Below are 22,275 nucleotides of genomic sequence, written 5' to 3'. Positions count from 1 at the left end.
ACTACCCCCCCCCCCCCCCCCCCCCCCCCCCCCCCCCCCCCCCCCCCCCCCCCCCCCCCCCCCCGGGGGGGGGGGGGGGCCCGGGGGGCCCCCCCCCCGGGCGGGAGGTCAGATCGAGAAGACCTCTTCGATCAACTGCTGCTGCTGCTCCTGGTGCCGCTTGGCGGAGCCCACCGCGGGCGAGGACGACGCCGGGCGGGACACCCGGCGGAGCCGGTCCGCGTTGTCCGGGGCCGCGCCGAGCAGCAGGTCCAGGTGGTCGATCAGATTGAGCGCGATGAACGGCCACGCGCCCTGGTTCGCGGGCTCGTCCTGCGCCCACACGAACTTCTGCGCCTTGGTGTACGGCGCGATGGCCGCCTGGATCTCCACACCCGGCAGCGGGTACAGCCGCTCGATGCGGATGAAGGCCACGTCGGTCGCCCCGCGCCGCTCCCGCTCGGCGATCAGGTCGTAGTAGACCTTGCCGGAGCAGAAGACGACCTTGCGGACCGCCTCGGGCTGCACCGAGGTGTCGCCCATCACCGGCTGGAACTGCCCGGTGGTGAAGTCCTCGGCCTTCGACGCCGCCGCCTTCAGCCGGAGCATCGACTTCGGAGTGAAGACGATCAGCGGCTTGTGGTGCGGGTTGTGCACCTGCCAGCGCAGCAGGTGGAAGTAGTTGGCCGGGGTGGTCGGGGTGGCGACCGTCATGTTGTTCTGCGCGCAGAGCTGGAGGAAGCGCTCGATCCGGGCCGAGGAGTGGTCCGGGCCCTGGCCCTCGTAGCCGTGCGGCAGCAGCAGGGTGACGCCGGAGGTCTGGCCCCACTTCTGCTCGGCCGCGGTGATGTACTCGTCCACCACGGTCTGGGCGCCGTTGACGAAGTCGCCGAACTGCGCCTCCCACAGCACCAGCGCCTCGGGCCTGGCCAGCGAGTAGCCGTACTCGAAGCCCATCGCCGCGTACTCGCTGAGCAGCGAGTCGTAGACGTTGTAACGGGCCTGGTCCTCGGACAGGTACAGCAGCGGGGTGAAGTCCTCGCCGGTCTCCCGGTCGATCAGCACCGCGTGCCGCTGGCCGAAGGTGCCGCGCCGCGAGTCCTGGCCCGCGAGCCGGACCGGCGTGCCCTCCAGGAGCAGCGAACCGATCGCCAGCGTCTCGCCCATGCCCCAGTCGATCGTGCCGTCCTCGACCATCGCCGCGCGGCGCTGGAGCTGCGGCAGCAGCCGCGGGTGGACGGTGACGTGCTCGGGGATGTTGACCTGCGACTCGGCGATCCGCTTGACGACCTCGGCGGAGACCGCCGTGGGCATCGCGACCGGGAACTCCGGCTGCACGGGCGTCTCGTGGCTCGCGGGCGGCGCGGACGCCGCCTCGCGGACCTCGGTGAAGACCTTCTCCAACTGCCCCTGGTAGTCCTGGAGCGCCTGCTCCGCCTCTTCCAGGGTGATGTCGCCGCGGCCGATCAGCGACTCGGTGTAGAGCTTGCGCACCGAGCGCTTCTTGTCGATCAGGTCGTACATCAGCGGCTGGGTGAACGCCGGGTTGTCCGACTCGTTGTGCCCGCGGCGGCGGTAGCAGATCAGGTCGATCACGACGTCCTTGTTGAACGCCTGCCGGAACTCGAAGGCCAGCCGCGCCACGCGGACCACGGCCTCCGGGTCGTCGCCGTTGACGTGGAAGATCGGCGCCTCGATCATCCGGGCCACGTCGGTGCAGTACATCGACGAGCGCGCGGACTCCGGGGCGGCGGTGAAGCCGACCTGGTTGTTGATCACCACGTGCACGGTGCCGCCGGTGCGGTAGCCGCGCAGTTGCGACATGTTGAGCGTCTCCGCGACGACGCCCTGGCCCGCGAAGGCCGCGTCGCCGTGCAGCGCGATCGGCAGCACCGTGAAGTCGGTGCCCGCCTTGTTGATGATGTCCTGCTTGGCGCGGGCGATGCCCTCGATGACCGGGTCGACCGTCTCCAGGTGCGAGGGGTTCGCGGCCAGCGAGACGGTGATCTGCTCGCCGTCGAGACCGGTGAAGGTGCCCTCGGCGCCCAGGTGGTACTTCACGTCGCCGGAGCCGTGCATCGACTTCGGGTCGAGGTTGCCCTCGAACTCGCGGAAGATCTGCGCGTACGACTTGCCGACGATGTTCGCCAGCACATTGAGCCGCCCGCGGTGGGCCATGCCGATCACGGCCTCGTCCAGCCGCGACTCGGCCGCCGCGTCGATGACCGCGTCGAGCAGCGGGATGACGGACTCGCCGCCCTCCAGCGAGAAGCGCTTCTGGCCGACGTACTTCGTCTGGAGGAAGGTCTCGAACGCCTCGGCCGCGTTGAGCCTGCGCAGGATGCGGAGCTGCTCCTCGCGCTCGGGCTTGGCGTGCGGGCGTTCGATCCGGTCCTGGATCCACTTGCGCTGCTTGGGGTCCTGGATGTGCATGAACTCGACGCCGACGGTGCGGCAGTACGAGTCGCGCAGCACCCCGAGGATGTCGCGCAGCTTCATCAGCGACTTCCCCGCGAAGCCACCGACCGCGAACTCGCGCTCCAGGTCCCACAGGGTCAGTCCGTGCTCCAGCACGTCCAGGTCGGGGTGCTTGCGCTGGCGGTACTCCAGCGGGTCGGTGTCGGCCATGACGTGGCCGCGGACCCGGTAGGAGTGGATCAGCTCGAAGACCCGCGCGGCCTTGGTGACGTCGTCGTCGTGCGCGGTGTCGATGTCGGTGCGCCAGCGGACCGGCTCGTACGGGATGCGCAGCGCGGCGAAGATGTCGTCGAAGAAGTCGTTCTCGCCGAGCAGGAGCTGGTTCATGATCCGCAGGAACTCGCCGGAGGCGGCGCCCTGGATCACCCGGTGGTCGTACGTGCTGGTCAGCGTCATGACCTTGGAGATGCCCAGCTTGTTCAGGGTGTCCTGCGAGGTGCCCTGGAACTCGGCCGGGTAGTCCATCGAGCCGACGCCGAGGATCATGCTCTGGCCGGGCATCAGCCGCGGCACGGAGTGCACGGTGCCCAGGCCGCCGGGGTTGGTCAGCGAGGCGGTGACGCCGGTGAAGTCGTCCATCGTCAGCTTGCCGTTGCGGGCGCGGCGGACGATGTCCTCGTAGGCCTGCCAGAACTCGAAGAAGTTCAGCGTCTCGGCCTTCTTGATGGCCGCGACGACGAGCTGGCGGTCGCCGTTGGGCTTCACCAGGTCGATGGCCAGACCCAGGTTGACGTGGTCGGGCTTGACCAGCGTCGGCTTGCCGTCCTTCTCCGCGAAGGAGTGGTTCATCGCCGGCATCGCCTTGAGCGCCTGCACCATCGCGTACCCGATCAGGTGCGTGAAGGAGACCTTGCCGCCGCGGGCGCGCTTGAGGTGGTTGTTGATGACGATGCGGTTGTCGAACAGCAGCTTCACCGGGATGGCGCGGACCGAGGTGGCGGTCGGCAGCTCCAGCGAGGCGTTCATGTTCTTGGCGACCGCGGCGGCCGGGCCGCGCAGCGTCACGTACTCGGTGCCCTGGGGCTCCGGCGCGGGGGCGGCCTGCCGGGCCGCCGCCTGCTTCGGGGCGGGCGCGGGCGCGGGAGCGGCCGGAGCCGCCGGTGCCTGGGCCGCGGGCGCCGGGACGGGCGCGGGGGCGGCCGCGGGCGCCACGGGGGCGGCAGGCGCGGCGGGGGAGGCCACGGGGGTGCCGTTGGCGACCGGCTGCGCGGGAGCGGGAGGGGCGGCGGGCGCCGGGGCGTCCGTCGCGCCCGCGGGGACCGGCTGCGCGGCGCCTACGGCGCTGCCCTCGTCGGGGGACGTCGCGCGAGCGGCGGCGCCGGAGGCGCCGCCCTGGCCGGGGGCGGCCGCCGAATCGGCGGAGCCGTCCGGCTTGTAGTCGGCGAAGAAGTCCCACCAGGCTCGGTCTACCGAGTCCCGATCCTGGAGGTACTGCTGGTAGATCTCGTCGACCAGCCACTCATTGGGGCCGAAGCCCGCTGCGGGGCCTTCGCCCTGCGCTTCGTGGTCGGTCGAGACACTAGAGCTATTGGGGGACTGTGACGACACGGCGGCAACCGCCCTCTTCCGCTTCACAAGATGGTGGACAGCGGAAATAAAGGCTACGCCTACTGGAGGGGTCGATGCAGGCCCGGGGCCCTTACGTCGCGCATGTCACACCCGAAGACTGGTTTCAGTGCTGTTCCTGGCGGGAAACTGATCCCTCTTGGGGGTCGTTCGATCAGCCGCGCTCGCACGGCGTCGGTGCGGCGGAGGGCGGCTGGGGGGCGGCCGCGAGCGGCTCGTCCCAACTTTAGGTCAAGGTTGCGCCGTGGAGACACCCGGAAGGGTGACGTGGATGCGGCAGCCACGAGGGGATTCGGCCACTTCTATCCGCCCGCCGTGCAGGTCCACCGCCCAGCGCGCGATGGCCAGACCGAGCCCCGTCCCGCCGTCGCCGCCCGGATGCGCGCCGCGGTGGAAGCGGTCGAAGACGCGGGTGCGGTCGGCCTCGGGGATGCCGGGCCCCTCGTCGCGCACGTCCAGGTCGAGGCTGCCGGGCGCGCCGCCGCGCCTGGCCCGTACCGTCACCCGGCCGCCCGGCGGGCTGTGCTTGACCGCGTTGTCGACCAGGTTGGCCACCACCTGGTGCAGCCGCTCGCCGTCGGCGTAGGCCGTCAGTTCCGGGGGTGACACGTCCAGGTGCAGGTGGACGTCGGCGCGCGGCCGGGAGCGGGAGCCGGTCGCGGAGGAGCCCTCCATGCCCAGGCTCGCGGTGCGCAGCACCGCCGACAGGTACGGCCACACCTCGAAGCGCTTGGCCTCCAGCCGGACCGCGCCGCTGTCCAGCCGCGAGAGGTCCAGCAACTGGGTGACCAGCTTGCCGAGCCGTTCGGTCTGCTGGAGTGCCAGCCGCATCGTCTCGGGGTCGGCGGCCGACACCCCGTCCACCACGTTCTCCAGCACGGCCCGCAGCGCGGCGATGGGGGTGCGCAGCTCGTGCGAGACATTCGCCACGAGTTCCTTGCGGTGCCGGTCGACGGCGGCCAGATCGGCCGCCATCTGGTTGAAGGTCTCGGCCAGCTCGCCGACCTCGTCCCTGCGCACCCGCGCCACCCGGCGGCTGTAGTCGCCGCCCGCCATCGCCTTGGCGACGGCCGTCATCTCGCGCAGCGGCGCGGTCAGGCCGTTGGCGACGATCTGGGTCAGCAGCAGCGAGGCGATGATCGAGAAGATCGTGATGACCCGCAGCTCGGTCGCCGAGTGGATGGCGACGATCACCAGCAGGGTGGTGATCAGCACCGAGATGATCACCAGGAGCTGGAGCGCGGCCTTGATGGAGCGGTACGGGTCCCAGGGCCGCAGCGCGTCCCACACGCGCCGCCACAGCCGGCGCCACCACCGGGTCATGGCGCCGGGGTCTCCAGCGCGTACCCGACGCCGTGCACGGTACGGATGCGCTCGGCGCCGATCTTGCGGCGCAGCGCCTTGACGTGGCTGTCGACGGTCCTGGTGCCCGACGCGTCGGCCCAGTCCCACACCTCGGCGAGCAACTGCTCGCGGGAGAGCACCGCGCGCGGCTGCTGCGCCAGGCAGACCAGCAGCTCGAACTCGGTCGGGGTCAGGTGCACGTCGGCGCCCCTGACCCGGACCCGGCGCTGCGCGTGGTCGATCTCCAGGTCGCCGAGCTGCATGCTGGCGCCGCGCGGGTCGTGCGCGGCGATCGAGGCCCGCTCGACCCGGCGCAGCAGGACGTGCACGCGGGCGGCCAGCTCGCGCATCGAGAACGGCTTGGTCATGTAGTCGTCGGCGCCGACGCCGAGCCCGACCAGCATGTCCGTCTCGTCGTCGCGCGCGGTGAGCATCAGCACCGGCACCGGCCGGTCGGCCTGCACCCGGCGGCAGACCTCGAGGCCGTCGTAGCCGGGCAGCATGACATCGAGAACCAGCAGGTCGGGCTGCCAGGTGTGCGCGGACTCCACCGCGGAGGGACCGTCCCCCGCCGTCCGCACCTGGAATCCCTCGGCCTGCAGCCTGGCCGCGATGGCCTCCGTGATGGTCTGGTCGTCCTCGACCACCAGCACCCGGCGCTGCGTGCCCGTCGTCTGCGCGCTGTCCAATTCCGCCCCACAAGGTCGTCCTGGTTACGGGGGAGCCTACGGGGCAGGTGGGCGCCCTGACTACGCGGCGTTGATCGCCAGGTGCACGACATCCGGAACCCCACGCGTCACTTCCACCTCCAGAGTGCGTACTCCGGAGAAGCCCGCGGCCCGCAGCGCGTCCTCGAAACCGGCCGACGGGCTCGCCGACCACACGGCAAGGACGCCGCCGGCCGTCAGCCGGTTCCGGCAGGCCGCGAGGCCCGCGGGGCCGTACAGACCGCCGTTGTCGTCGGTGACCGTCCAGTCCGGGCCGTTGTCGATGTCCAGGCAGAGCGCGTCGTACCGCTCGCCGGGCTCCGCCACGTACGCCACCAGGTCCCGCTCGACCACCGTCACCCGCGGGTCGTCCAGCGCGCCCGCGGAGAACGGCGCGAGCCGCCCGTCGCGGTGCCAGCCGACGACCGCGGACTCGCGTTCGACGACGGTGATCCGGGACCAGCCCGGCCGCGCGGCGGCGCGCGCGAGGGAGAAGCCGACGCCGAGACCGCCGATGAGCACCGAGCGGCCGGGCCGGTCCGCGCTGTCCGCCGGTTCTTCGTCCAGGTATTCCAGTGCCGCGTCGACCAGAAGGCGCTCGGACCGCCCGTCGGAGGTGTCCATGAGGAAACACCCGTTCGCGATGATCTGGAGCAGGTCGCCGTGCCGTCGCAGCACCACCTCCCCGTACGGGCCTTCCTGCCGGTCGAGCACCACGGGAGCGGTGTGGTCGAAGGCGCGGGTTCCGCTGTAGGAGGATGGGTGTTGGAGGGTCATACGGCCAGTTTGGCGTATGCCGCACGAGGTCATGACCTTATGTCGGCCACCTTTCCATCGGGCGTTAACTTCTCGGTCGTGAGAACTTCATTTCCTCTGCATCGGGGCATGACCTGGGCGGCGAACCGGCGGCGTAAATTCCGCGCATGTCCTCCCTACTGAAGAATCGACTGACCAGGCGGGTGCTCGCCCCCGCTGCCGCACTGGTCGACCGTCGCGTGCAGAGCTCCGCCTCCAAGCTCCGCAAGGAGATCGAGAGCGACCGCAGGTCCCGGGTCGCCGATCTCGACTCGATGCGCAAGAAGGTCGCGGAGCTGGGCGACCAGCAGTTCGCGATCGGTCTGCTCTTCGACAAGACCGGGCGCAGCGGTCCCCGGCTGCCCACCCCGGACCGGATCGACACCCTGGTGCGGGAGATGGTCGCCGTCTCGGGCCGCGACGAGGCCGACGCGCGGCGCAATGTGACGATCGCCTTCCGCAACGTGATCGCGCTCGAAGCCCTGGCCGTCGGCCGCCTGGCCGGTTCCACCTACAACATCTGCGGGAAGCTGGCCACGGTCCCGCTGCTCGACCCGCCCAACGAGGACGTGCTGGAGATCGGCACGTTGCACGGCCTGTTCTCCGCCGCGCTGATGCGGATGCTGCACCGGGCCGGTGTCGAGGCCCGGCTGACCATCGTCGACCCGCTGGCCGGGACGCAGCTCCAGCCCGGCGCCCGGCCGGTCGGCGAGCCCACCGGCACGCCGGTGCGGATGGACGTGGTGCGCGCGAATCTGGCGCTCGGCGGCAAGGCAGGGGAGCGGGCCAGGATCGAGCAGGGCTTCTCCGGCGACCCGGACACCCGGGCCGCGGTCTCCGACCGGAAGTACGGCGTGATCATCGTCGACGGCGACCACTCGGCCGAGGGCGTCATGGCCGACCTGGAGTGGGCCGAGAAGATCGCGGCGCCCGGCGGCATCGTGGTGCTCGACGACTACGGGGACGCCGCCTGGACCGGTGTCCAGGAGGCGGCGGACAAGTACCTGGAGACCGGGGAGTCCCGGTTCGAGATGCTGGGCCGGGTCTCCACCTCGGCCTTCCTGCGCGCCAGGAGCTGACCGGGGGAGCTGCGGGGGACCGCCCGGGTCGGGGATCGCCGGGAGTTGGATCGCGCAGGTCAGGACCGCCGAGGCCGGGGATCGCTGAGAGCGAACGCGCCCCGGGGAACATTCGAAGTGCCCCAGGCATTGAGTCGACATAGCTCAACTTGATTGCCGAAGGGGAGATCATGGCTTCGACGCCCACAACGCTCACTCTGCCCGTGCTGCCCCTGTCCGACGAGGTCGTCCTGCCCGGCATGGTCGTGCCGGTCGACCTGTCGGATACGGAGGCGCGGGCCGCGGTGGAAGCCGCGCACGCCGCCGCCGGATCCGGCGGCCTCGCCGGTGACAGCGGCGACAACAAGCCGAAGGTGCTCCTCGTTCCCCGCGTGGACGGGACCTACGCGGGGATCGGGGTGCTCGGCACCGTCGAGCAGGTCGGCCGGCTGTCCGACGGCGACCCCGGCGCCGTGATCCGGGGCCGCTCACGCGTGCGGATCGGGGCCGGTACGACCGGGCCCGGCGCCGCTTTGTGGGTGGAGGGCACGCCGGTGGAGGAACCGGCGCCCGCGGAGTCGCCCGGCACGGTCGCCGAGCTGATGAAGGAGTACAAGGCGCTGGCCACGAGCTGGCTGCGCAAGCGCGGCGCCTGGCAGGTGGTGGACCGGGTCCAGCAGATCGACGACCTGTCCCAGCTCGCCGACAATTCCGGCTACTCCCCTTACCTCACCACCGAGCAGCGCGTGGAGCTGCTGGAGACCCTCGACCCGATGGCCCGGCTCAAGCTGGCCGTCCAGTGGCTGCGCGACCACCTCGCCGAGCAGGACGTGGCCGAGAGCCTGCGCAAGGACGTGCAGGAGGGCATGGAGAAGCAGCAGCGCGAGTTCCTGCTGCGCCAGCAGCTCGAAGCGGTCCGCAAGGAACTGGCGGAGCTGAACGGCGACCCGGAGAACGAGAGCGAGGACTACCGCGCCCGCGTCGAGGCCGCCGAACTGCCGGAGAAGGTCCGCGAGGCCGCCCTGAAGGAGGTCGAGAAGCTGGAGCGCTCCTCGGACGCCTCCCCCGAGGGCTCCTGGATCCGCACCTGGCTGGACACCGTCCTGGAACTGCCGTGGAACACCACGACCGAGGACACCTACGACGTCCCGGGCGCCCGCGCGGTGCTGGACGCCGACCACTCGGGCCTGGACGACGTCAAGGAACGCATCACCGAGTACCTGGCCGTCCGCAAGCGGCGCGCGGACCGCGGCCTCGGTGTCGTCGGCGGCCAGGCGGACGGCGCTTCCGGCAAGAGCGGCGGCGGGCGGCGGGCGGGCGGCGCGGTGCTGGCCCTGGTCGGGCCGCCCGGAGTCGGCAAGACCTCGCTCGGCGAATCCGTCGCGCGCGCCATGGGCCGTACCTTCGTCCGGGTGTCGCTGGGCGGCGTCCGCGACGAGGCGGAGATCCGCGGCCACCGGCGTACGTACGTCGGCGCGCTGCCCGGCCGGATCGTGCGGGCCATCAAGGAGGCCGGGTCGATGAACCCGGTGGTGCTGCTCGACGAGATCGACAAGGTCGGCTCCGACTACCGGGGCGACCCGGCGGCGGCGCTGCTCGAAGTCCTCGACCCGGCGCAGAACCACACGTTCAGGGACCACTACCTGGAGGTCGAACTCGACCTGTCCGACGTGGTGTTCCTGGCCACCGCCAACGTCCTGGAGACCATCCCCGAGCCGCTGCTCGACCGGATGGAGCTGGTCAGGCTCGACGGCTACACCGAGGACGAGAAGGTCGTCATCGCCCGCGACCACCTGCTCCCGCGCCAGTTGGAGCGGGCGGGCCTGGCCGAGGACGAGGTGGCGCTTGAGGAGGAGACGCTGCGCAGGCTGGCGGGCGAGTACACCCGCGAGGCGGGCGTCCGCAATCTGGAGCGCACCGTCGCCCGGATATTGCGCAAGATCGCGGCGCGGCACGAACTGGGCGACCAGGAACTGCCGTTCACCGTCGGCCCCGACGACCTGCGGGCGCTGATCGGACGGCCGCACCACGTACCGGAGTCCGCGCAGGACCCGGAGGAGCGGCGCACGGCGGTGCCGGGCGTGGCCACCGGGCTCGCGGTGACCGGCGCGGGCGGTGACGTCCTCTACATCGAGGCGTCGCTGGCCGACCCGGAGACCGGCGGATCGGGACTCCAGCTCACCGGCCAACTGGGCGACGTCATGAAGGAGTCGGCGCAGATCGCGCTGTCCTTCCTGCGCTCGCACGGCGCGGAGCTGGAACTGCCGGTCGGCGACCTCAAGGAGCGCGGCGTCCACCTGCACGTGCCCGCGGGCGCGGTGCCGAAGGACGGGCCGAGCGCCGGTGTCACCATGACCACCGCGCTGGCGTCGCTGCTCAGCGGGCGCCGGGTCCGTACCGACGTCGCCATGACCGGCGAAGTGTCCCTGACCGGACGGGTGCTGCCGATCGGCGGCGTCAAGCAGAAGCTGCTCGCCGCGCACCGCGCCGGGATCACGACCATCGTCATCCCGAAGCGGAACGAGGCGGACCTGGACGACGTCCCGGCCGAGATCCTGTCGGCCCTCGACGTCCACCCGGTCAGCGATGTCCGCCAAGTCCTGGCGCTGGCGCTGGAGTCGGCCTCCGCCGAGGCCGCCGAGGCGGAGGTGCCGCTGGCCGCCTGACGGCCTCCGGCCGCGGGTCCGGTCGAAGACCGTGGTCCGGCCGTGAAGGCCGCGGTCCGGTCGAGGACCCTGGTCCGGTCGAAGACCGCGGTCCGGTCGAGGACCCTGGTCCGGTCGAAGACCGCGGTCCGGCCCTGAACACGCGAGTTCCCCGCACCCTTGGGACGAGGGTGCGGGGAACTCGTGCGTGCGGGAGCCGCCGCGAGGTGACTAGCCCAGGGCGAGGGCCTGGAGACGGGACAGGTCTCCGTTGAAGCGGTCCTGGTCACCGGGGAAGGTGCCGGCGTCGCCGTACTGCCAGAAGGTGTAGAAGCCGTAGCCCGCGGGCAGGGTGCCGACCGTGCTGGTGTACTTCGCGATCCAGATCGGGCTGGTGGTGGCGAAGCCGCTGTTGTTCCCGGTGCAGGTGTTCCACCAGTCGAAGGTGGTGTAGATGACCGGGTAGACACCCTCGCGCGCGTGGTACTGGTTGGCGAAGGCGTGGATCCAGCTCACCATGCTGGCCTGGCTCAGGCCGTAGCAGGTCGCGCCGTAGGGGTTGTACTCGATGTCCAGCGCGCCCGGCAGCGTCTTGCCGTCGCCGGACCAGCCGCCGCCGTGGGCGATGAAGTAGTCGGCCTGCGCGGCGCCGCCGGAGGTGTCGGGGGTGGCGAAGTGGTACGAGCCGCGGATCATGCCCACGTTGTACGACCCGTTGTACTGCTGCGTGAAGTACGGGTTGGTGTACGACGTGCTCTCGGTCGCCTTGACGTAGGCGAACTTGCCGCCGTTCGCCCACGCGGTGGCCCAGTTGACGTTCCCCTGGTAGCCGGAGACGTCCATGCCGAGCGTCTGCGTCGCCATCGGGGTGACGGTCCCGGCGGACGACGACGAGGAGGCGCTGGAGCCCTCGTGCGCCTTGATGGTGGAGCCCATCCAGTCGAGTTCGGGGTGCGTGAGGTGCCCCGTGCCGCTCGCCGCGCTGGCGGAGCCGGGCAGGACGAACACCATCGCGAGCATGGTGACGAACAGACCGGCCAGCAGGCCGAGCCTCTTCCGGACCGAGCCGGGGCCGTGCACGACGGAGAGATCTCCGTGGGACATTCGTGCCTCCATGGTGGGGACTCGGCATGGCCTTGCAGTGGCCATGACAGATTTGAAGGTAGAGGCGCGACTCCGGGCGTGAAAGGGGGTCAGGAAACCGCCGATGGTCTACTCCTGCGAAATACTTGACGTGCTGCGGAAACAACCGTGAGTGAAGGAAACTTTCAGGCGTTGAAAGCGGGAACGGTGTGAACGAGGCGAGACAGGCGGCGGAAGCGGCCGGATCCGACGACAGCGACATGGACGCGCTGGAGCGCGAACTGACCGTGCTGTTCCGGCGCGCCCGCGCCACCTCGGGCGACCTCGCCCGCGCCGTCCACCCGGAACTGGAACCCGCCGCGTACGGCCTGCTGGTCCGGCTGGAGGAGACGGAACCCGAGCGCGCCACCGAACTCGCGGCGTACTTCGGGGTCGGAAAGGCCACCATGAGCCGTCAGTTGCGGGCCATGGAGGAACTGGGCCTGGTCACCCGCGAGCCCGACCCCGCCGACGGCCGCGCCTTCCTGATGCGCCTGACCGCCGAGGGCCGCGAGCGCTTCTCCCGCGTCCGCACCGCCCGCCGCGAGCGCTACCTGCGCCAGCTCATGGCCTGGGACCGCACGGACGTCGCGGAGCTGGCCCGCCTGCTCCAGCGCCTGAACAACGAGGAGTAGCGCGCGCCCCGCGCGGCTACAGCTCCACCAGGACCGCTGTCGCGTCGTCGTGGCGCTTTCCGCCGGGGGACTCCTCGGCGGCCTCGCGGGCGCGCACGCGGGCGATCAGGGCCTCGGGGCCCGCCTTGCGGAGCAGGGTGAGGACATCGGACCAGGCGTCGTCGCCGAAGACCTCGACGGTACGGGCGGCGCCGTCGGTGAGTGCGGCCAGCGCGCGGACCCGGGAGCGCGGGGTGCGGCCGGCGACGGCCCGCGAGACGACCGCGGGATCGGCGGCGGCGGTGAAGAAACCGCCCTCCAGATTGCGCAGCGGCCCGACCCGTACGCCCGCGGCGCGCAGCCGGTCGATCCGGTCGTCCAGCACCGCGGTCACCTCGCCGTCCGGCGACTCCAGCAGCAGGGCCGAGTCCGACAGCACCAGGTGCTCGACGTACTCCTCGTCCCAGCGGACGGCGACCACCGTGGCCTGCGGGGTGAGCGGGTGAGAAAGATCACAGGTGTCACGGTGTGCCGCGGCCGTCCTGCCGATCGCGGCGGACAGAGCGTCGGGAAGCGTCATCTCCGGCCGGGAAACGGACAGTTCGAGCAGCGCGCCGCCGACCCGGGCGGTGAACCACGGCACCGAGTGCACGCAATCTCCGTTGTCCGGCGGCGGCGTCACCCCGTCCAGCAGGACCACGGCGCCGCCCTGCCCGGAAGCGGGCAGGGCCACGGAGACGAAGTCCTCGTTCGGACGGTCGGGGGTGCCGGGCGCGGTGGCCGTCTCGATGCGCATGGGACCAGTGTGCGGGACCCGCGGGTACGGACGGCGGCCCGCGGGTGTCCCGGCGGTGGCCGGACGGCGGCTCCCCGGCACCCCGCGCGGCGGCCCGGCGTTCGAAACCGCGCCCCCCGCGGACGGCCCCATTGGTACGGACCGGGGCGCATGGGCATATGCGCGCGGGCATCCTGCCAAAGGTCGCAGCACCGCGCCAGTGCCGTCCACGCCGGGCGAAGTGTCCCCGCGCACGCCGGACTTGTCGGTCAACTCCTCGTTGCGATTCACTCGTTCGAGTGTCCGGGGGAGCGACGCGTGGCACCTCTCCGGGCGGGGCTGCAAGGGTCGGAGGGACTTCTGCATATTCCCCGGGGACACTCCCGGGCCCGCCGGCGATACGTGATTGCGAGCACCGAAGTTGCGTGAACGACGTCAACCGCGAGAGCGGAGGGTCCGGCAGCGTCTGCTCGCCGCCCTGCTCGTCTGCGCCGTGACCGTCCTGGCCGCCGCCGCTCCAGGCGTCGCCCTCGCGGTCCGCGACCTGTCGCGGGCCCAGGACCGGGCGGACGCGGCCCAGCTCACCACCCGCGCCACCGTGCTCGCCCACTCCCTCGCCGACGAGCGCGACGACCTCGCCGCCTTCGCCGCCGACGGCCGTGACGCGGCCAACGGCGACGGCCTGCCGGAGGACAGCCGCTCCCGCGTCGACCGCCAGGTCCAGGACGTCGCCGCCGACGCCCCCGCCGGCCTGCGGACCGCGCTCGCCGCGCTGCCCCGCGTCCGGCAGGGCGCCCTCGGCGGCGACGGCGGCCCGCAGAGCGTCATCAGCGCCTACCAGCCGCTGCTCGACGCCCTCGGCAGGACCGCGGGCCCGGTCACCGCGCCGCTGACCCGCGCCGTCACCGCCGCCGCCGTCCAGCGCGGCCTGCTGGTCGCCGCGCTCACCGCGGGCGGCACCCAGCCGGAGCTGACCGCCGCGGCCCAGGTCGCCCACGTCCAGGAACAGGCCGCGCTCGCCGAATTCCGCGCCACGGCCCCCGCCGACCTGCGCGGCCAGTACGACCAGACCGTCACCGGCGCCGACACCGCGCAGGCCGACCGCGACCTCGCCCAGCTCCTCGACGGCGGGCAACTCACCCGCTCCGACCGGGCGCTGGGCGCGAAACCGGTCAACGCGGCGCTGACCGCCAGGATCGGCCTGATGCGTACGGTCGAGGCGTCCGCCGCCACCGACGAGGCCCGCGCCGCCGCCCACGACCGCGACGACGACGTCACCGCGCTGGAGCTGCGGGCCGCGCTCGCCGCGCTCTGCCTGCTGCTCGTGGTGGGCGTCCTCGTCACCGTCTTCCGCAGCCTCACCCGCCCGCTGGCCGCGCTGCACCGCTGGTCCCGCGCCGACGCCGAGAGCGGCCAGGGCGCCGAGGTGACCGGCACCGACGAATTCGCCGCCGTCGCCCGCCGGGCCAACGCGCTGACGCAGGAGGCCCAGGCGCTGCGCTCGCGCTCCGCCGACCTGGCCGCCGACCGCATGCGCGCGCTCGGCGTGCACGGCGCGCTCTCCGCCGAGCGGGACACGCTGCTGCGCCGCCAGGACGAGCTGACCCGGCAGCTCGCCGCCGCCACCACGCAGGGCGCCGCGCAGCTCACCTACGTCAACCTCAGCCTGCGCACCCTCGGCCTGGTGGAGCGTCAACTCACCCTGATCGAGGGCCTGGAGGACCAGGAGCAGGAGCCGGACCGGCTGGAGACCCTGTTCAAGCTGGACCACCTCGCCACCCGCATGCGGCGCAACAGCGAGAATCTGCTGGTCCTCACCGGCACCGAGCACAGCCACGGCGCCGCCGCCCGCCCGGTCCCGCTGGTCGACGTGGCACGCGCCGCGATCTCCGAGATCGAGCGGTACGACCGGGTACGCATCCAGGTGCTCGCCGTCGCCCGGATCGCGGGCCGCGCCGCCGACGACATCAGCCACCTGCTGGCCGAACTCCTCGACAACGCCACCTCCTTCTCCGCCCCGCACGCCGAAGTGCACCTGTCCGGCTGGCTGCTGGAGAGCGGCGAGGTCATGCTGTCGGTCGAGGACGCGGGCATCGGCGTACCGCCGGAACGCCTCGGCGAGCTCAACGCGGTACTCGCCGACCCCGACCCGGCCCCGCCCGGCACGGTCTCCGGCATGGGCCTGTACGTGGTCTCCCGGCTCGCCCACCGGCACGGCGTCCGGGTGCAGTTGCGCCCGCAGAAGCTCGGCGGCACCGCCGCCGTCGTCGTGCTGCCGCGGGTCCTGCTCCCGGCCGCGCAGCCCGACGAGCAGCCCGCCACGCCGGTGGAGGCCGCGCTGGCGGGCGAGCCGATGCCCGCGGCCACGACGCCGGCCGGCGCCGGGGCCGACGCCCCGTCAGCCCCGGAGCCGGCCGCCGAAACCGCCTCCGCCGCACCGGAGTTCGGCCGGGCGCCCGCGCCCGCCGCCGACCCGGCCGTACCGCGCCAGACCGAGCACACCCGCCCGGCTCCCGACGGCGGGACCGCGCCAGGACAGGGCGCCTCCCGGCCCAGGCACCGTAGGGTGTCCGCAGCCGACACGCCTGCCGCGCCCGTCGGCGGCAGCCTCACCGGCAAGGGGCTGCCGCAGCGGACCCCGCGCAGCACCGGTCTGACCGGAGAGCCCGCGACGCGCGAGCCGCAGCGCGGGGGACCGGTCGACGCCGAGGCGCTGCGGCGCAAACTGGGCGGTCTGCAAAGGGGATTGCGGGCCGGACGGCGGGACGTCGAGGAGGAGATCACCAGCGGATCAGGACCGGTCGCCGGGGCAGGAGTGGTGATACCGGAGCAGGGAGCCGGAGCGGGACCGCGAGCGGTGGAGGGCACCGCGGTCACGACCACGGACGTGCGAGGGGACGACCAGGGGGACGCAGGCCCAGCCGAAACCGTTGAGGAGGCGACCCGTTGAACGCGGTCGGCACGCAAACGAAGGACTTGAGTCATGAGGCGCGCAATCTCCAGTGGCTGTTGCAGAGCTTCGTCGAGGAGGTGCACGGCGTCCGCTCGGTCGCCGTGGTCTCCTCCGACGGTCTGCTGCTGATCACCTCGCACGCCGAGGCCGACGCGTCGCCGCCCCCCGCGCCGCCGGCCGACGAGGACCCGGCGGTCCCCGCCCCGCGGAAGAACCCCGCGGGGGACCGCGGCGACCTCGCCGCCGTCGTGTCGGGCCTGGCCTCCCTCACCGTCGGCGCGGCGAAGCTGATGGACGGCGGCAAGGTCCGGCAGACCACCGTCGCGATGAGCGACGGCGCGTTGTTCGTCATGTCGATCAGCGACGGCTCGCTGCTGGGCGTGCACGCGGGCGCCGACTGCGACATGAGCGTCATCGCCTACCACATGGCCCTGTTCGTCGGACGGGCCGGACACGTCCTGACCCCCGCACTGCGCAGTGAGCTGCGCCACGCCCTGGAGAGTGCCCGCTGATGCCGTCGCTGCCCCAACGCGGAGCCGACCGGCGCACCGCGCGCGTACGCCCGTACGCTTTGACCGGCGGTCGCACGCGGTTCGGCCATGTGCTCATGGTCGAGACGTTCGTGGCCACCGTTGACGGTCCGGGCGAACAACTCGCCCTCACCAGGGGCGACTGGGCCGAGCGCGTGATGCCCGAGCTGCGGGCGATCGTCGAACTGTGCCGCAGAATGCGGTCGGTGGCCGAGATCTCCGCACTCCTGCGGATGCCGCTCGGCGTCGTCCGTGTCCTGATCAGTGACCTGGCGGACCAGGGAAGGATCCGCGTGTACGGAACCGGGCACGGGCCCGGCAGCCCCGACCGCGCGCTGCTCGAAAGGGTGCTCAGTGGACTTCGCAGGCTCTGACCAGCAGGACGGCCTGCAAGAGTGGCAGAAGGAACGCGGCAGGGCGCCGGTCTCCACGAAGATCGTGGTGGCGGGCGGCTTCGGCGTGGGCAAGACCACCTTCGTCGGCGCCGTCTCCGAGATCGCACCGCTCACCACCGAGGCGGTGATGACCCAGGCCAGCGAGGCCGTCGACGACCTCGCCGCCACTCCCGACAAGACCACCACCACGGTGGCCATGGACTTCGGCCGGATCACCCTGGACCAGGACCTGGTGCTGTACGTCTTCGGCACGCCGGGACAGCAGCGCTTCTGGTTCATGTGGGACGACCTCGTGCGCGGCGCGATAGGCGCGGTCGTGCTCGCCGACACCCGCCGACTGGCCGACTGCTTCCCGGCGTTGGACTACTTCGAGGGCACCGGTCTGCCCTACACGGTCGCCGTCAACCAGTTCGAGGGCACGGCGCAGTACACCCCGGACGACGTCCGTGAGGCACTGGCCGTACCCGCCCACATCCCCGTATTGGTGATCGACGCTCGCAAGCGGTATTCAGTGGTGGAGGCGCTGCTGGCGCTGGTCGGGCACGCGCTGTCCGAACAGCCCATGTAGTGGCCGCAGTTGCCGCCGCCTTACGAAGTCCATCGACCTGAAGCGAGCCGTTGTGCGCAAGATACTCATCGTCGGAGCCGGGCAGGCCGGGCTCCAACTCGCCCTGGGCCTCCAGTCCCAGGGCTATGACGTCACCGTGATGTCCAACCGGACCGCCGACGAGATACGCGGCGGCCGGGTGATGTCCACCCAGTGCATGTTCGCCACCGCACTCCAGCACGAACGCGACCTCGGGCTGAACTTCTGGGAGGACCAGGCGCCGCGCATCGAGGGAGTGGGCGTCTCCGTCTCCGCGCCCGACGCCTCACGGCCGATCGACTGGGTGGGCAGGCTGCGCGGTCACGCGCAGTCCGTCGACCAGCGGGTGAAGATGGCAGGCTGGATGGAGACCTTCGCCGAGCGCGGCGGCAAGCTCGTCATCCACGGTGTGGCCGTATCGGATCTGGACTACTTCTCCCGCGCCTACGACCTGGTGCTGGTGGCCGCGGGGAAGGGCGAGATCGTCTCCATGTTCCGCCGGGACGCCGCCCGTTCGCCCTACGACGCCCCCCAGCGGGCGCTCGCGGTGTCGTATGTGCACGGACTCGGGCCGCGCCCCGAGCACCCCGACTTCTTCGCGGTGCGCTGCAATCTGGTGCCGGGCGTCGGCGAGTTGTTCGTGATGCCGACGCTGACCACCTCGGGCCCGGCCGACATACTCTTCTGGGAGGGCGTGCCCGGCGGCCCGGTCGACGTCTTCCAGGGCGTCAAGGACCCCGCGGAGCAGCTCCGCCTCACACTTGACCTGATGCGCCGCTTCACGCCGTGGGAGTACGACCGGGCGGGCTCGGTCGAGCTGACCGACGCGGGCGGCACGCTCGCCGGGCGGTACGCGCCGACCGTGCGCGAGCCGGTCGGTGAACTGCCCTCGGGCGGGCTGGTTCTGGGCGTCGCGGACGTCGTGGTGGCCAACGACCCGATCACCGGCCAGGGTTCCAACAACGCCGCCAAGTGCGCGGCCTCGTACCTGGCGAGCATCGTCGAGCGCGGCGAGCTGCCCTTCGACCGCGCGTGGATGCAGAGCGCCTTCGACCGCTACTGGAACCACGCGGCGCCGGTCACCAAGTGGACCAACGCGATGCTCGCGCCGCCGCCGGAGCACGTCCTCGGCCTGATCGGCGCGGCGGGCGGGCTCCAGCCGGTCGCCGACCGCTTCGCCAACGGCTTCGACGACCCGGCCGACTACGAGGAGTGGTTCTTCGACCCGGAGCGGGCCGGGGCGTATCTCGCCGAGGCGCAGGCCGCGGCGGGCGCCGGGCCTTCCGCCTAGGCGTCGGACCCGGCTCCCACGAGCCGCCGGACAGGCCCTAGCTCGCGCCCCCGCTCGCGGTGGCGGAGGGCGTGGGCGTCGGGCCGCCGGACGGGGTGTCCGAGGGCGTCGGCGTCGGGGTGATCCTCGGCGGCGGCGTGCTCTCGCCCGGGGTCGGCCGGGTGACGGGACCCGTGGAGTGCGGCGGCGGTGTGGCCGGCGCGGTGCCGGTCGACCCGCCGGAGGTCCTGGGCTTGGGCGCCGGGGGCGTCACCTGCGGGCTGAACGGCGTCGGCTGCTCGGCCTGCTTGGGGATCTTCGGCAGGGTGTAGTCCCCGGCCGGGGCGCTGCCGAGGTCCGGGCGGACGGCGCCCAGTATCGGGTTGGCGGCGATCGGCGAGACCTTCACCACCGAGCCGGGGCGCGGCGCCTGGACCACCAGTCCGTCGCCGATGTAGATCGCCACATGGGTGGCGCCGGAGAAGTAGATCACCAGGTCGCCGGGGCGCAGCAGTTCGAGCGGCACGTGCGGGAGCCGCGCCCACTGCTCCTGGCTGGTGCGCGGGATGGTCACCCCGGCGTGCGACCACGCCTGCGAGGTCAGACCCGAGCAGTCGAAGGAGTCCGGACCCTGCGCGCCCCACACATACGGCTTGCCGAGCTGCATGAAGGCGTAGCTGATGGCCCGCTTCCCCGCGTCGGACGGCAGGCGGCTGTCGGCGTCGGAACCCAGCGCCTTGGAGTCGAGGAACTCCTGCTGCGCCTTGTTGACGCCCTTTTCCTCCAGCGACTGCAATTCGCTGATCTGCACGCCGGTGAGCCCGGCCAGTATCGACTCGACCTCCTGGAGGCGCTTTTCCACCGTGTTCTTCTGCGCCTGCTGGACGGCCAGCGCGGACTGCGCCTTGTCCAGCGCCTGCTGCGCCTGGGTGTTCAGCTCGTTCAGCCGCTGCTCGCCGCTGGTCAGCTCGGCCAGCACGTCCTGCTGGTGGTCGGCGGCCCGGTCCAGGACGTGCCGCTGCCCGAAGAAGTCCTGCGGGGTCTGGCCGGTCAGCATCGACAGGTACGGCGACACGCTGCCGTCCTTGTACATCTGGCGGGCCATCAGACCCACCTCGTCGCGCTTGTCCGCGACCGAGACCCGCTGGTCGGCGAGTTGTGCGTCGACCTGGTCGGCCTGGGCGCGCTGCCGGTCGGCGGTCTCCTTGGCCTTGTTGAACGACTCGGTCGCCGTCTCCGTCTGCGCGTAGAGGGTCTGGAGCCTGGTCAGCAGATCGGGCAGCGAGACCTCCGCCGCGGGCGGTGGGTCGTAGGGCCGCGCCGCCGCCTGCTGGGCCGGCAGGGCGAGTGCCGCGGCGGCGAGCAGAGTGCCGCAGACCGCGGCCGAACGCAGCCACCTCCTGGTACCTCGGGCCACTGACTACCCCTCATCTCCCGTAACCGGTCGGTAACACGCTACGCGATCCGCATCCTGCCACGAATTGTCATATGTTCGACAGAGGGAATAGGCGATTCCGCGCAACCCGGTCACTCTCACAGGTGATCTTCGCCGTGCGATCACCTTCCGGACATAAAAAGCGTACGGCCCGGTCACCGCCCTCGGCGGCCGGGCCGTACGCGTTTCAGGAGCCGTCACCGGCTCGGTCGAAGGCCGGCCGACGGATCGGCCGAGGGGTCAGCCGAGGGGTCAGCCGACGGATCGGCGGGGGATCTGCGGGCGGTTCAGCCGAAGTAGCTGGTGAAGTTCTTCTGGAATTCCCAGTTGCTGAACTTGTCCCAGTTCACCGACCACGTCATCAGGCCGCGCAGCGCGGGCCAGGTGCCGTGGGTGGTGTAGCCGCCGCAGTTGGTCTTCTTGGTCAGGCAGTCGAGCGCCTGGTCGACGGCGGCCGGGGCGGTGTAGCCGTTGCCCGCGTTGACCGAGGCGGGCAGGCCGATCGCGACCTGCGAGGGGGCGAGCGCCGGGAACATGTTGGCGGTGTTGCCCGCCACCGGGAAGCCGGTGAGGAGCATGTCGGTCATCGCGATGTGGAAGTCCGCGCCGCCCATGGAGTGGTACTGGTTGTCCAGGCCCATGATCGAGCCGGAGTTGTAGTCCTGGACGTGCAGCAGCGTCAGGTCGTTGCGCATCGCGTAGATCACCGGCAGGTACGCGCCGCAGCGCGGGTCCTGGCCGCCCCACGGGCCCGAGCCGTAGTACTGGTAGCCCATCTGGACGAAGAACGTCTCGGGCGCCATCGTCAGCACGAAGCCGCTGCCGTACTTGGCCTTGAGCGTCTTCAGCGCCGAGATCAGGTTGACGATCACCGGGGTGGTCGGGTTCTTGAAGTCGGTGTCACCGGTGTTCAGGGACAGCGAGTGGCCCTCGAAGTCGATGTCGATGCCGTTCAGGCCCCAGGTGTCGATGATGCCGCTCACCGAGGAGACGAAGGCGTCGCGGGCGGCCGTCGTGGTGAGCTGCACCTCGCCGTTCGCGCCGCCGATGGACAGCAGCACCTTCTTGCCCTTGGCCTGCTTGGCCTTGATCGCGGCCTTGAAGTCCGCGTCGGACTCCACTCCCGGGCACTCGCTGGCCGAGCAGCGGGTGAAGTGGATGCTGCCCGAGGTCGGCGAGCTGGTCTCGCCGAACGCCAGGTCGATGATGTTCCAACTGTCCGGCACGTCCGCCAGCTTGGTGTAGCCGGAGCCGTTGGCGAACGTCTCGTGCAGATAGCCGACCAGCGCGTGGGTGGGCAGTCCGCCGGAGGGCGGGGGCGAGGTCGGGGGAGTGGTCGGCGGCGTCGTGGGAGGCGTCGTCGGCGGGGTGGTGGGGGGAGTGGTCGGGGGCGTCGTGGTCGGCGGGGTCGTGGGCGGCGTGGTCGTGCCGCTGCCGGGGCCCTGGAGCGAGACGTCGTCGGCGAGGTACGCGGGCTGGCCGTACCAGCCGTGCACGTAGACCGCCGCGCTGGTCTGGCTCGCACCGGTGGTGAAGGACACGCTCAGCGCCGCGTAGCCGCTGCCCGTGCCGGGCGTCCACGTACTGGTGCCGCCGTCCACGCCGAGGTAGACGTACGCGCCCTTGACCTGGGCGGTCAGGGTGTACGTGGTGTTCGGCGCGACGGACACGTTCTGCTTGCACTGCGCGGTGCCGCTCGCGCTCGGGGTGCCCTGGAGGGCGTAAGTGCCGCTGTGCGCCTGGCCGCTGACGACGGCGGCGGTGCCCGCGTCGCAGCTCCAGCCGGACAGGCCGCCGGTCTCGAAGCCGCCGTTGGTCAGGAACTCGCCCGCGCTGGCGGACGGGGCGAGCGCCACGAGCCCGCCGAGCGCGACGGCGCCCGCGAGGGTGGCGGAGGCGGCGATGAAGGTTCTGCGTCTGTTGCGCGGTGCGGTGGAGAGCATGGGGGGATGCTCCTTCGGTGAGGACGGCGCATGTCACCGCGCAGCAAACAGGTCCAGACCAATGCGTGTCAATGGTCCGG

The 22,275-nt window shown here is 71.9% G+C and carries 16 protein-coding genes; 8 read left to right on the top strand and 8 right to left on the bottom strand.

Features of this window, described 5'->3' with window-relative positions; all coding sequences use genetic code 11:
* Positions 1–108: 108 nt before the first annotated feature.
* The 4 genes from ACIP4Z_RS10585 to ACIP4Z_RS10570 form a co-directional block, all read right to left on the bottom strand.
* Positions 109–4,005, bottom strand: coding sequence for a multifunctional oxoglutarate decarboxylase/oxoglutarate dehydrogenase thiamine pyrophosphate-binding subunit/dihydrolipoyllysine-residue succinyltransferase subunit (locus tag ACIP4Z_RS10585; protein WP_401306435.1), 3,897 nt, complete (start codon positions 4,003–4,005; stop codon positions 109–111).
* A gap of 249 nt (positions 4,006–4,254) precedes the next feature.
* Positions 4,255–5,346, bottom strand: coding sequence for an ATP-binding protein (locus ACIP4Z_RS10580; protein ID WP_355344450.1), 1,092 nt, complete (start codon positions 5,344–5,346; stop codon positions 4,255–4,257).
* The gene (locus tag ACIP4Z_RS10575) at positions 5,343–6,056 is read right to left on the bottom strand and encodes a response regulator transcription factor (protein ID WP_188281597.1); all 714 of its coding nucleotides are present in this window, start codon (positions 6,054–6,056) and stop codon (positions 5,343–5,345) included. Before ACIP4Z_RS10575 ends, ACIP4Z_RS10580 begins: the two co-directional genes overlap by 4 nt.
* 60 nt (positions 6,057–6,116) lie before the next feature.
* The gene (locus tag ACIP4Z_RS10570; RefSeq protein WP_355344446.1) at positions 6,117–6,851 is read right to left on the bottom strand and encodes a spermidine synthase; all 735 of its coding nucleotides are present in this window, start codon (positions 6,849–6,851) and stop codon (positions 6,117–6,119) included.
* 146 nt (positions 6,852–6,997) lie between these two features.
* On the opposite strand from ACIP4Z_RS10570, the gene ACIP4Z_RS10565 reads away from it, so the two are divergent.
* Both ACIP4Z_RS10565 and lon read left to right on the top strand, forming a co-directional pair.
* Positions 6,998–7,948 carry a class I SAM-dependent methyltransferase gene (locus tag ACIP4Z_RS10565; protein ID WP_391161588.1) on the top strand — a complete coding sequence of 317 codons (951 nt, stop codon included), beginning with the start codon at positions 6,998–7,000 and terminating at the stop codon, positions 7,946–7,948.
* 170 nt (positions 7,949–8,118) lie between these two features.
* Positions 8,119–10,593, top strand: a complete 2,475-nt coding sequence (lon, locus tag ACIP4Z_RS10560; protein ID WP_355344440.1) for an endopeptidase La — start codon at positions 8,119–8,121, stop codon at positions 10,591–10,593.
* Positions 10,594–10,803: 210 nt separating this feature from the next.
* Here lon and ACIP4Z_RS10555 read toward each other — a convergent pair whose 3' ends face one another.
* Complete coding sequence (locus ACIP4Z_RS10555) at positions 10,804–11,676, bottom strand: lysozyme (protein WP_355344437.1); 873 nt, start codon at positions 11,674–11,676, stop codon at positions 10,804–10,806.
* Between the two features lie 239 nt (positions 11,677–11,915).
* Here ACIP4Z_RS10555 and ACIP4Z_RS10550 point away from each other — a divergent pair, with 239 nt between their 5' ends.
* Positions 11,916–12,329 carry a MarR family transcriptional regulator gene (locus ACIP4Z_RS10550; protein ID WP_355344462.1) on the top strand — a complete coding sequence of 138 codons (414 nt, stop codon included), beginning with the start codon at positions 11,916–11,918 and terminating at the stop codon, positions 12,327–12,329.
* A 16-nt stretch (positions 12,330–12,345) separates the two neighbouring features.
* Here ACIP4Z_RS10550 and ACIP4Z_RS10545 read toward each other — a convergent pair whose 3' ends face one another.
* A complete protein-coding gene (locus ACIP4Z_RS10545; protein WP_401306428.1) occupies positions 12,346–13,104 on the bottom strand; it encodes a hypothetical protein in 759 nt (252 codons plus the stop codon).
* Between the two features lie 472 nt (positions 13,105–13,576).
* Between ACIP4Z_RS10545 and ACIP4Z_RS10540 the strand changes: the two genes are divergently transcribed.
* The 5 genes from ACIP4Z_RS10540 to ACIP4Z_RS10520 are packed head-to-tail and all read left to right on the top strand — an operon-like array spanning position 13,577 to position 18,838.
* Positions 13,577–16,033, top strand: a complete 2,457-nt coding sequence (locus tag ACIP4Z_RS10540) for a nitrate- and nitrite sensing domain-containing protein (protein ID WP_401306426.1) — start codon at positions 13,577–13,579, stop codon at positions 16,031–16,033.
* 26 nt (positions 16,034–16,059) lie between these two features.
* Complete coding sequence (locus ACIP4Z_RS10535) at positions 16,060–16,548, top strand: roadblock/LC7 domain-containing protein (RefSeq protein WP_355344428.1); 489 nt, start codon at positions 16,060–16,062, stop codon at positions 16,546–16,548.
* Positions 16,548–16,940, top strand: coding sequence for a DUF742 domain-containing protein (locus tag ACIP4Z_RS10530; RefSeq protein ID WP_188281760.1), 393 nt, complete (start codon positions 16,548–16,550; stop codon positions 16,938–16,940). Before ACIP4Z_RS10535 ends, ACIP4Z_RS10530 begins: the two co-directional genes overlap by 1 nt.
* Entirely contained in the window at positions 16,921–17,529 is a 609-nt protein-coding gene (locus ACIP4Z_RS10525; RefSeq protein WP_355344424.1) for an ATP/GTP-binding protein, read from the top strand. The genes ACIP4Z_RS10530 and ACIP4Z_RS10525 overlap by 20 nt, the downstream gene beginning before the upstream one ends.
* A gap of 52 nt (positions 17,530–17,581) precedes the next feature.
* A complete protein-coding gene (locus tag ACIP4Z_RS10520; protein ID WP_355344421.1) occupies positions 17,582–18,838 on the top strand; it encodes a styrene monooxygenase/indole monooxygenase family protein in 1,257 nt (418 codons plus the stop codon).
* 37 nt (positions 18,839–18,875) lie between these two features.
* Here ACIP4Z_RS10520 and ACIP4Z_RS10515 read toward each other — a convergent pair whose 3' ends face one another.
* Together ACIP4Z_RS10515 and ACIP4Z_RS10510 are read right to left on the bottom strand one after the other, a co-directional pair.
* Complete coding sequence (locus ACIP4Z_RS10515) at positions 18,876–20,234, bottom strand: NlpC/P60 family protein (protein ID WP_355344418.1); 1,359 nt, start codon at positions 20,232–20,234, stop codon at positions 18,876–18,878.
* 305 nt (positions 20,235–20,539) lie between these two features.
* Entirely contained in the window at positions 20,540–22,195 is a 1,656-nt protein-coding gene (locus ACIP4Z_RS10510) for a chitinase (RefSeq protein WP_401306420.1), read from the bottom strand.
* Positions 22,196–22,275 lie beyond the last annotated feature (80 nt).

The sequence above is a fragment of the Streptomyces sp. NPDC088910 genome (assembly GCF_044749865.1).
Taxonomy (GTDB): Bacteria; Actinomycetota; Actinomycetes; order Streptomycetales; family Streptomycetaceae; genus Actinacidiphila.
The sequence above is the reverse complement of the archived record's forward strand: the minus strand, read 5'-3'. Positions and strand labels throughout refer to the sequence as shown.

Excerpts from the sequence above, each read along its gene's own strand:
- ACIP4Z_RS10580 (WP_355344450.1), bottom strand. The coding sequence starts at position 5,346 with ATGACCCGGTGGTGGCGCCGGCTGTGGCGGCGCGTGTGGGACGCGCTG.
- ACIP4Z_RS10570 (WP_355344446.1), bottom strand. The coding sequence starts at position 6,851 with ATGACCCTCCAACACCCATCCTCCTACAGCGGAACCCGCGCCTTCGAC.
- ACIP4Z_RS10565 (WP_391161588.1), top strand. The coding sequence starts at position 6,998 with ATGTCCTCCCTACTGAAGAATCGACTGACCAGGCGGGTGCTCGCCCCC.
- lon (WP_355344440.1), top strand. The coding sequence starts at position 8,119 with ATGGCTTCGACGCCCACAACGCTCACTCTGCCCGTGCTGCCCCTGTCC.
- ACIP4Z_RS10555 (WP_355344437.1), bottom strand. The coding sequence starts at position 11,676 with ATGTCCCACGGAGATCTCTCCGTCGTGCACGGCCCCGGCTCGGTCCGG.
- ACIP4Z_RS10550 (WP_355344462.1), top strand. The coding sequence starts at position 11,916 with ATGGACGCGCTGGAGCGCGAACTGACCGTGCTGTTCCGGCGCGCCCGC.
- ACIP4Z_RS10545 (WP_401306428.1), bottom strand. The coding sequence starts at position 13,104 with ATGCGCATCGAGACGGCCACCGCGCCCGGCACCCCCGACCGTCCGAAC.
- ACIP4Z_RS10530 (WP_188281760.1), top strand. The coding sequence starts at position 16,548 with ATGCCGTCGCTGCCCCAACGCGGAGCCGACCGGCGCACCGCGCGCGTA.
- ACIP4Z_RS10510 (WP_401306420.1), bottom strand. The coding sequence starts at position 22,195 with ATGCTCTCCACCGCACCGCGCAACAGACGCAGAACCTTCATCGCCGCC.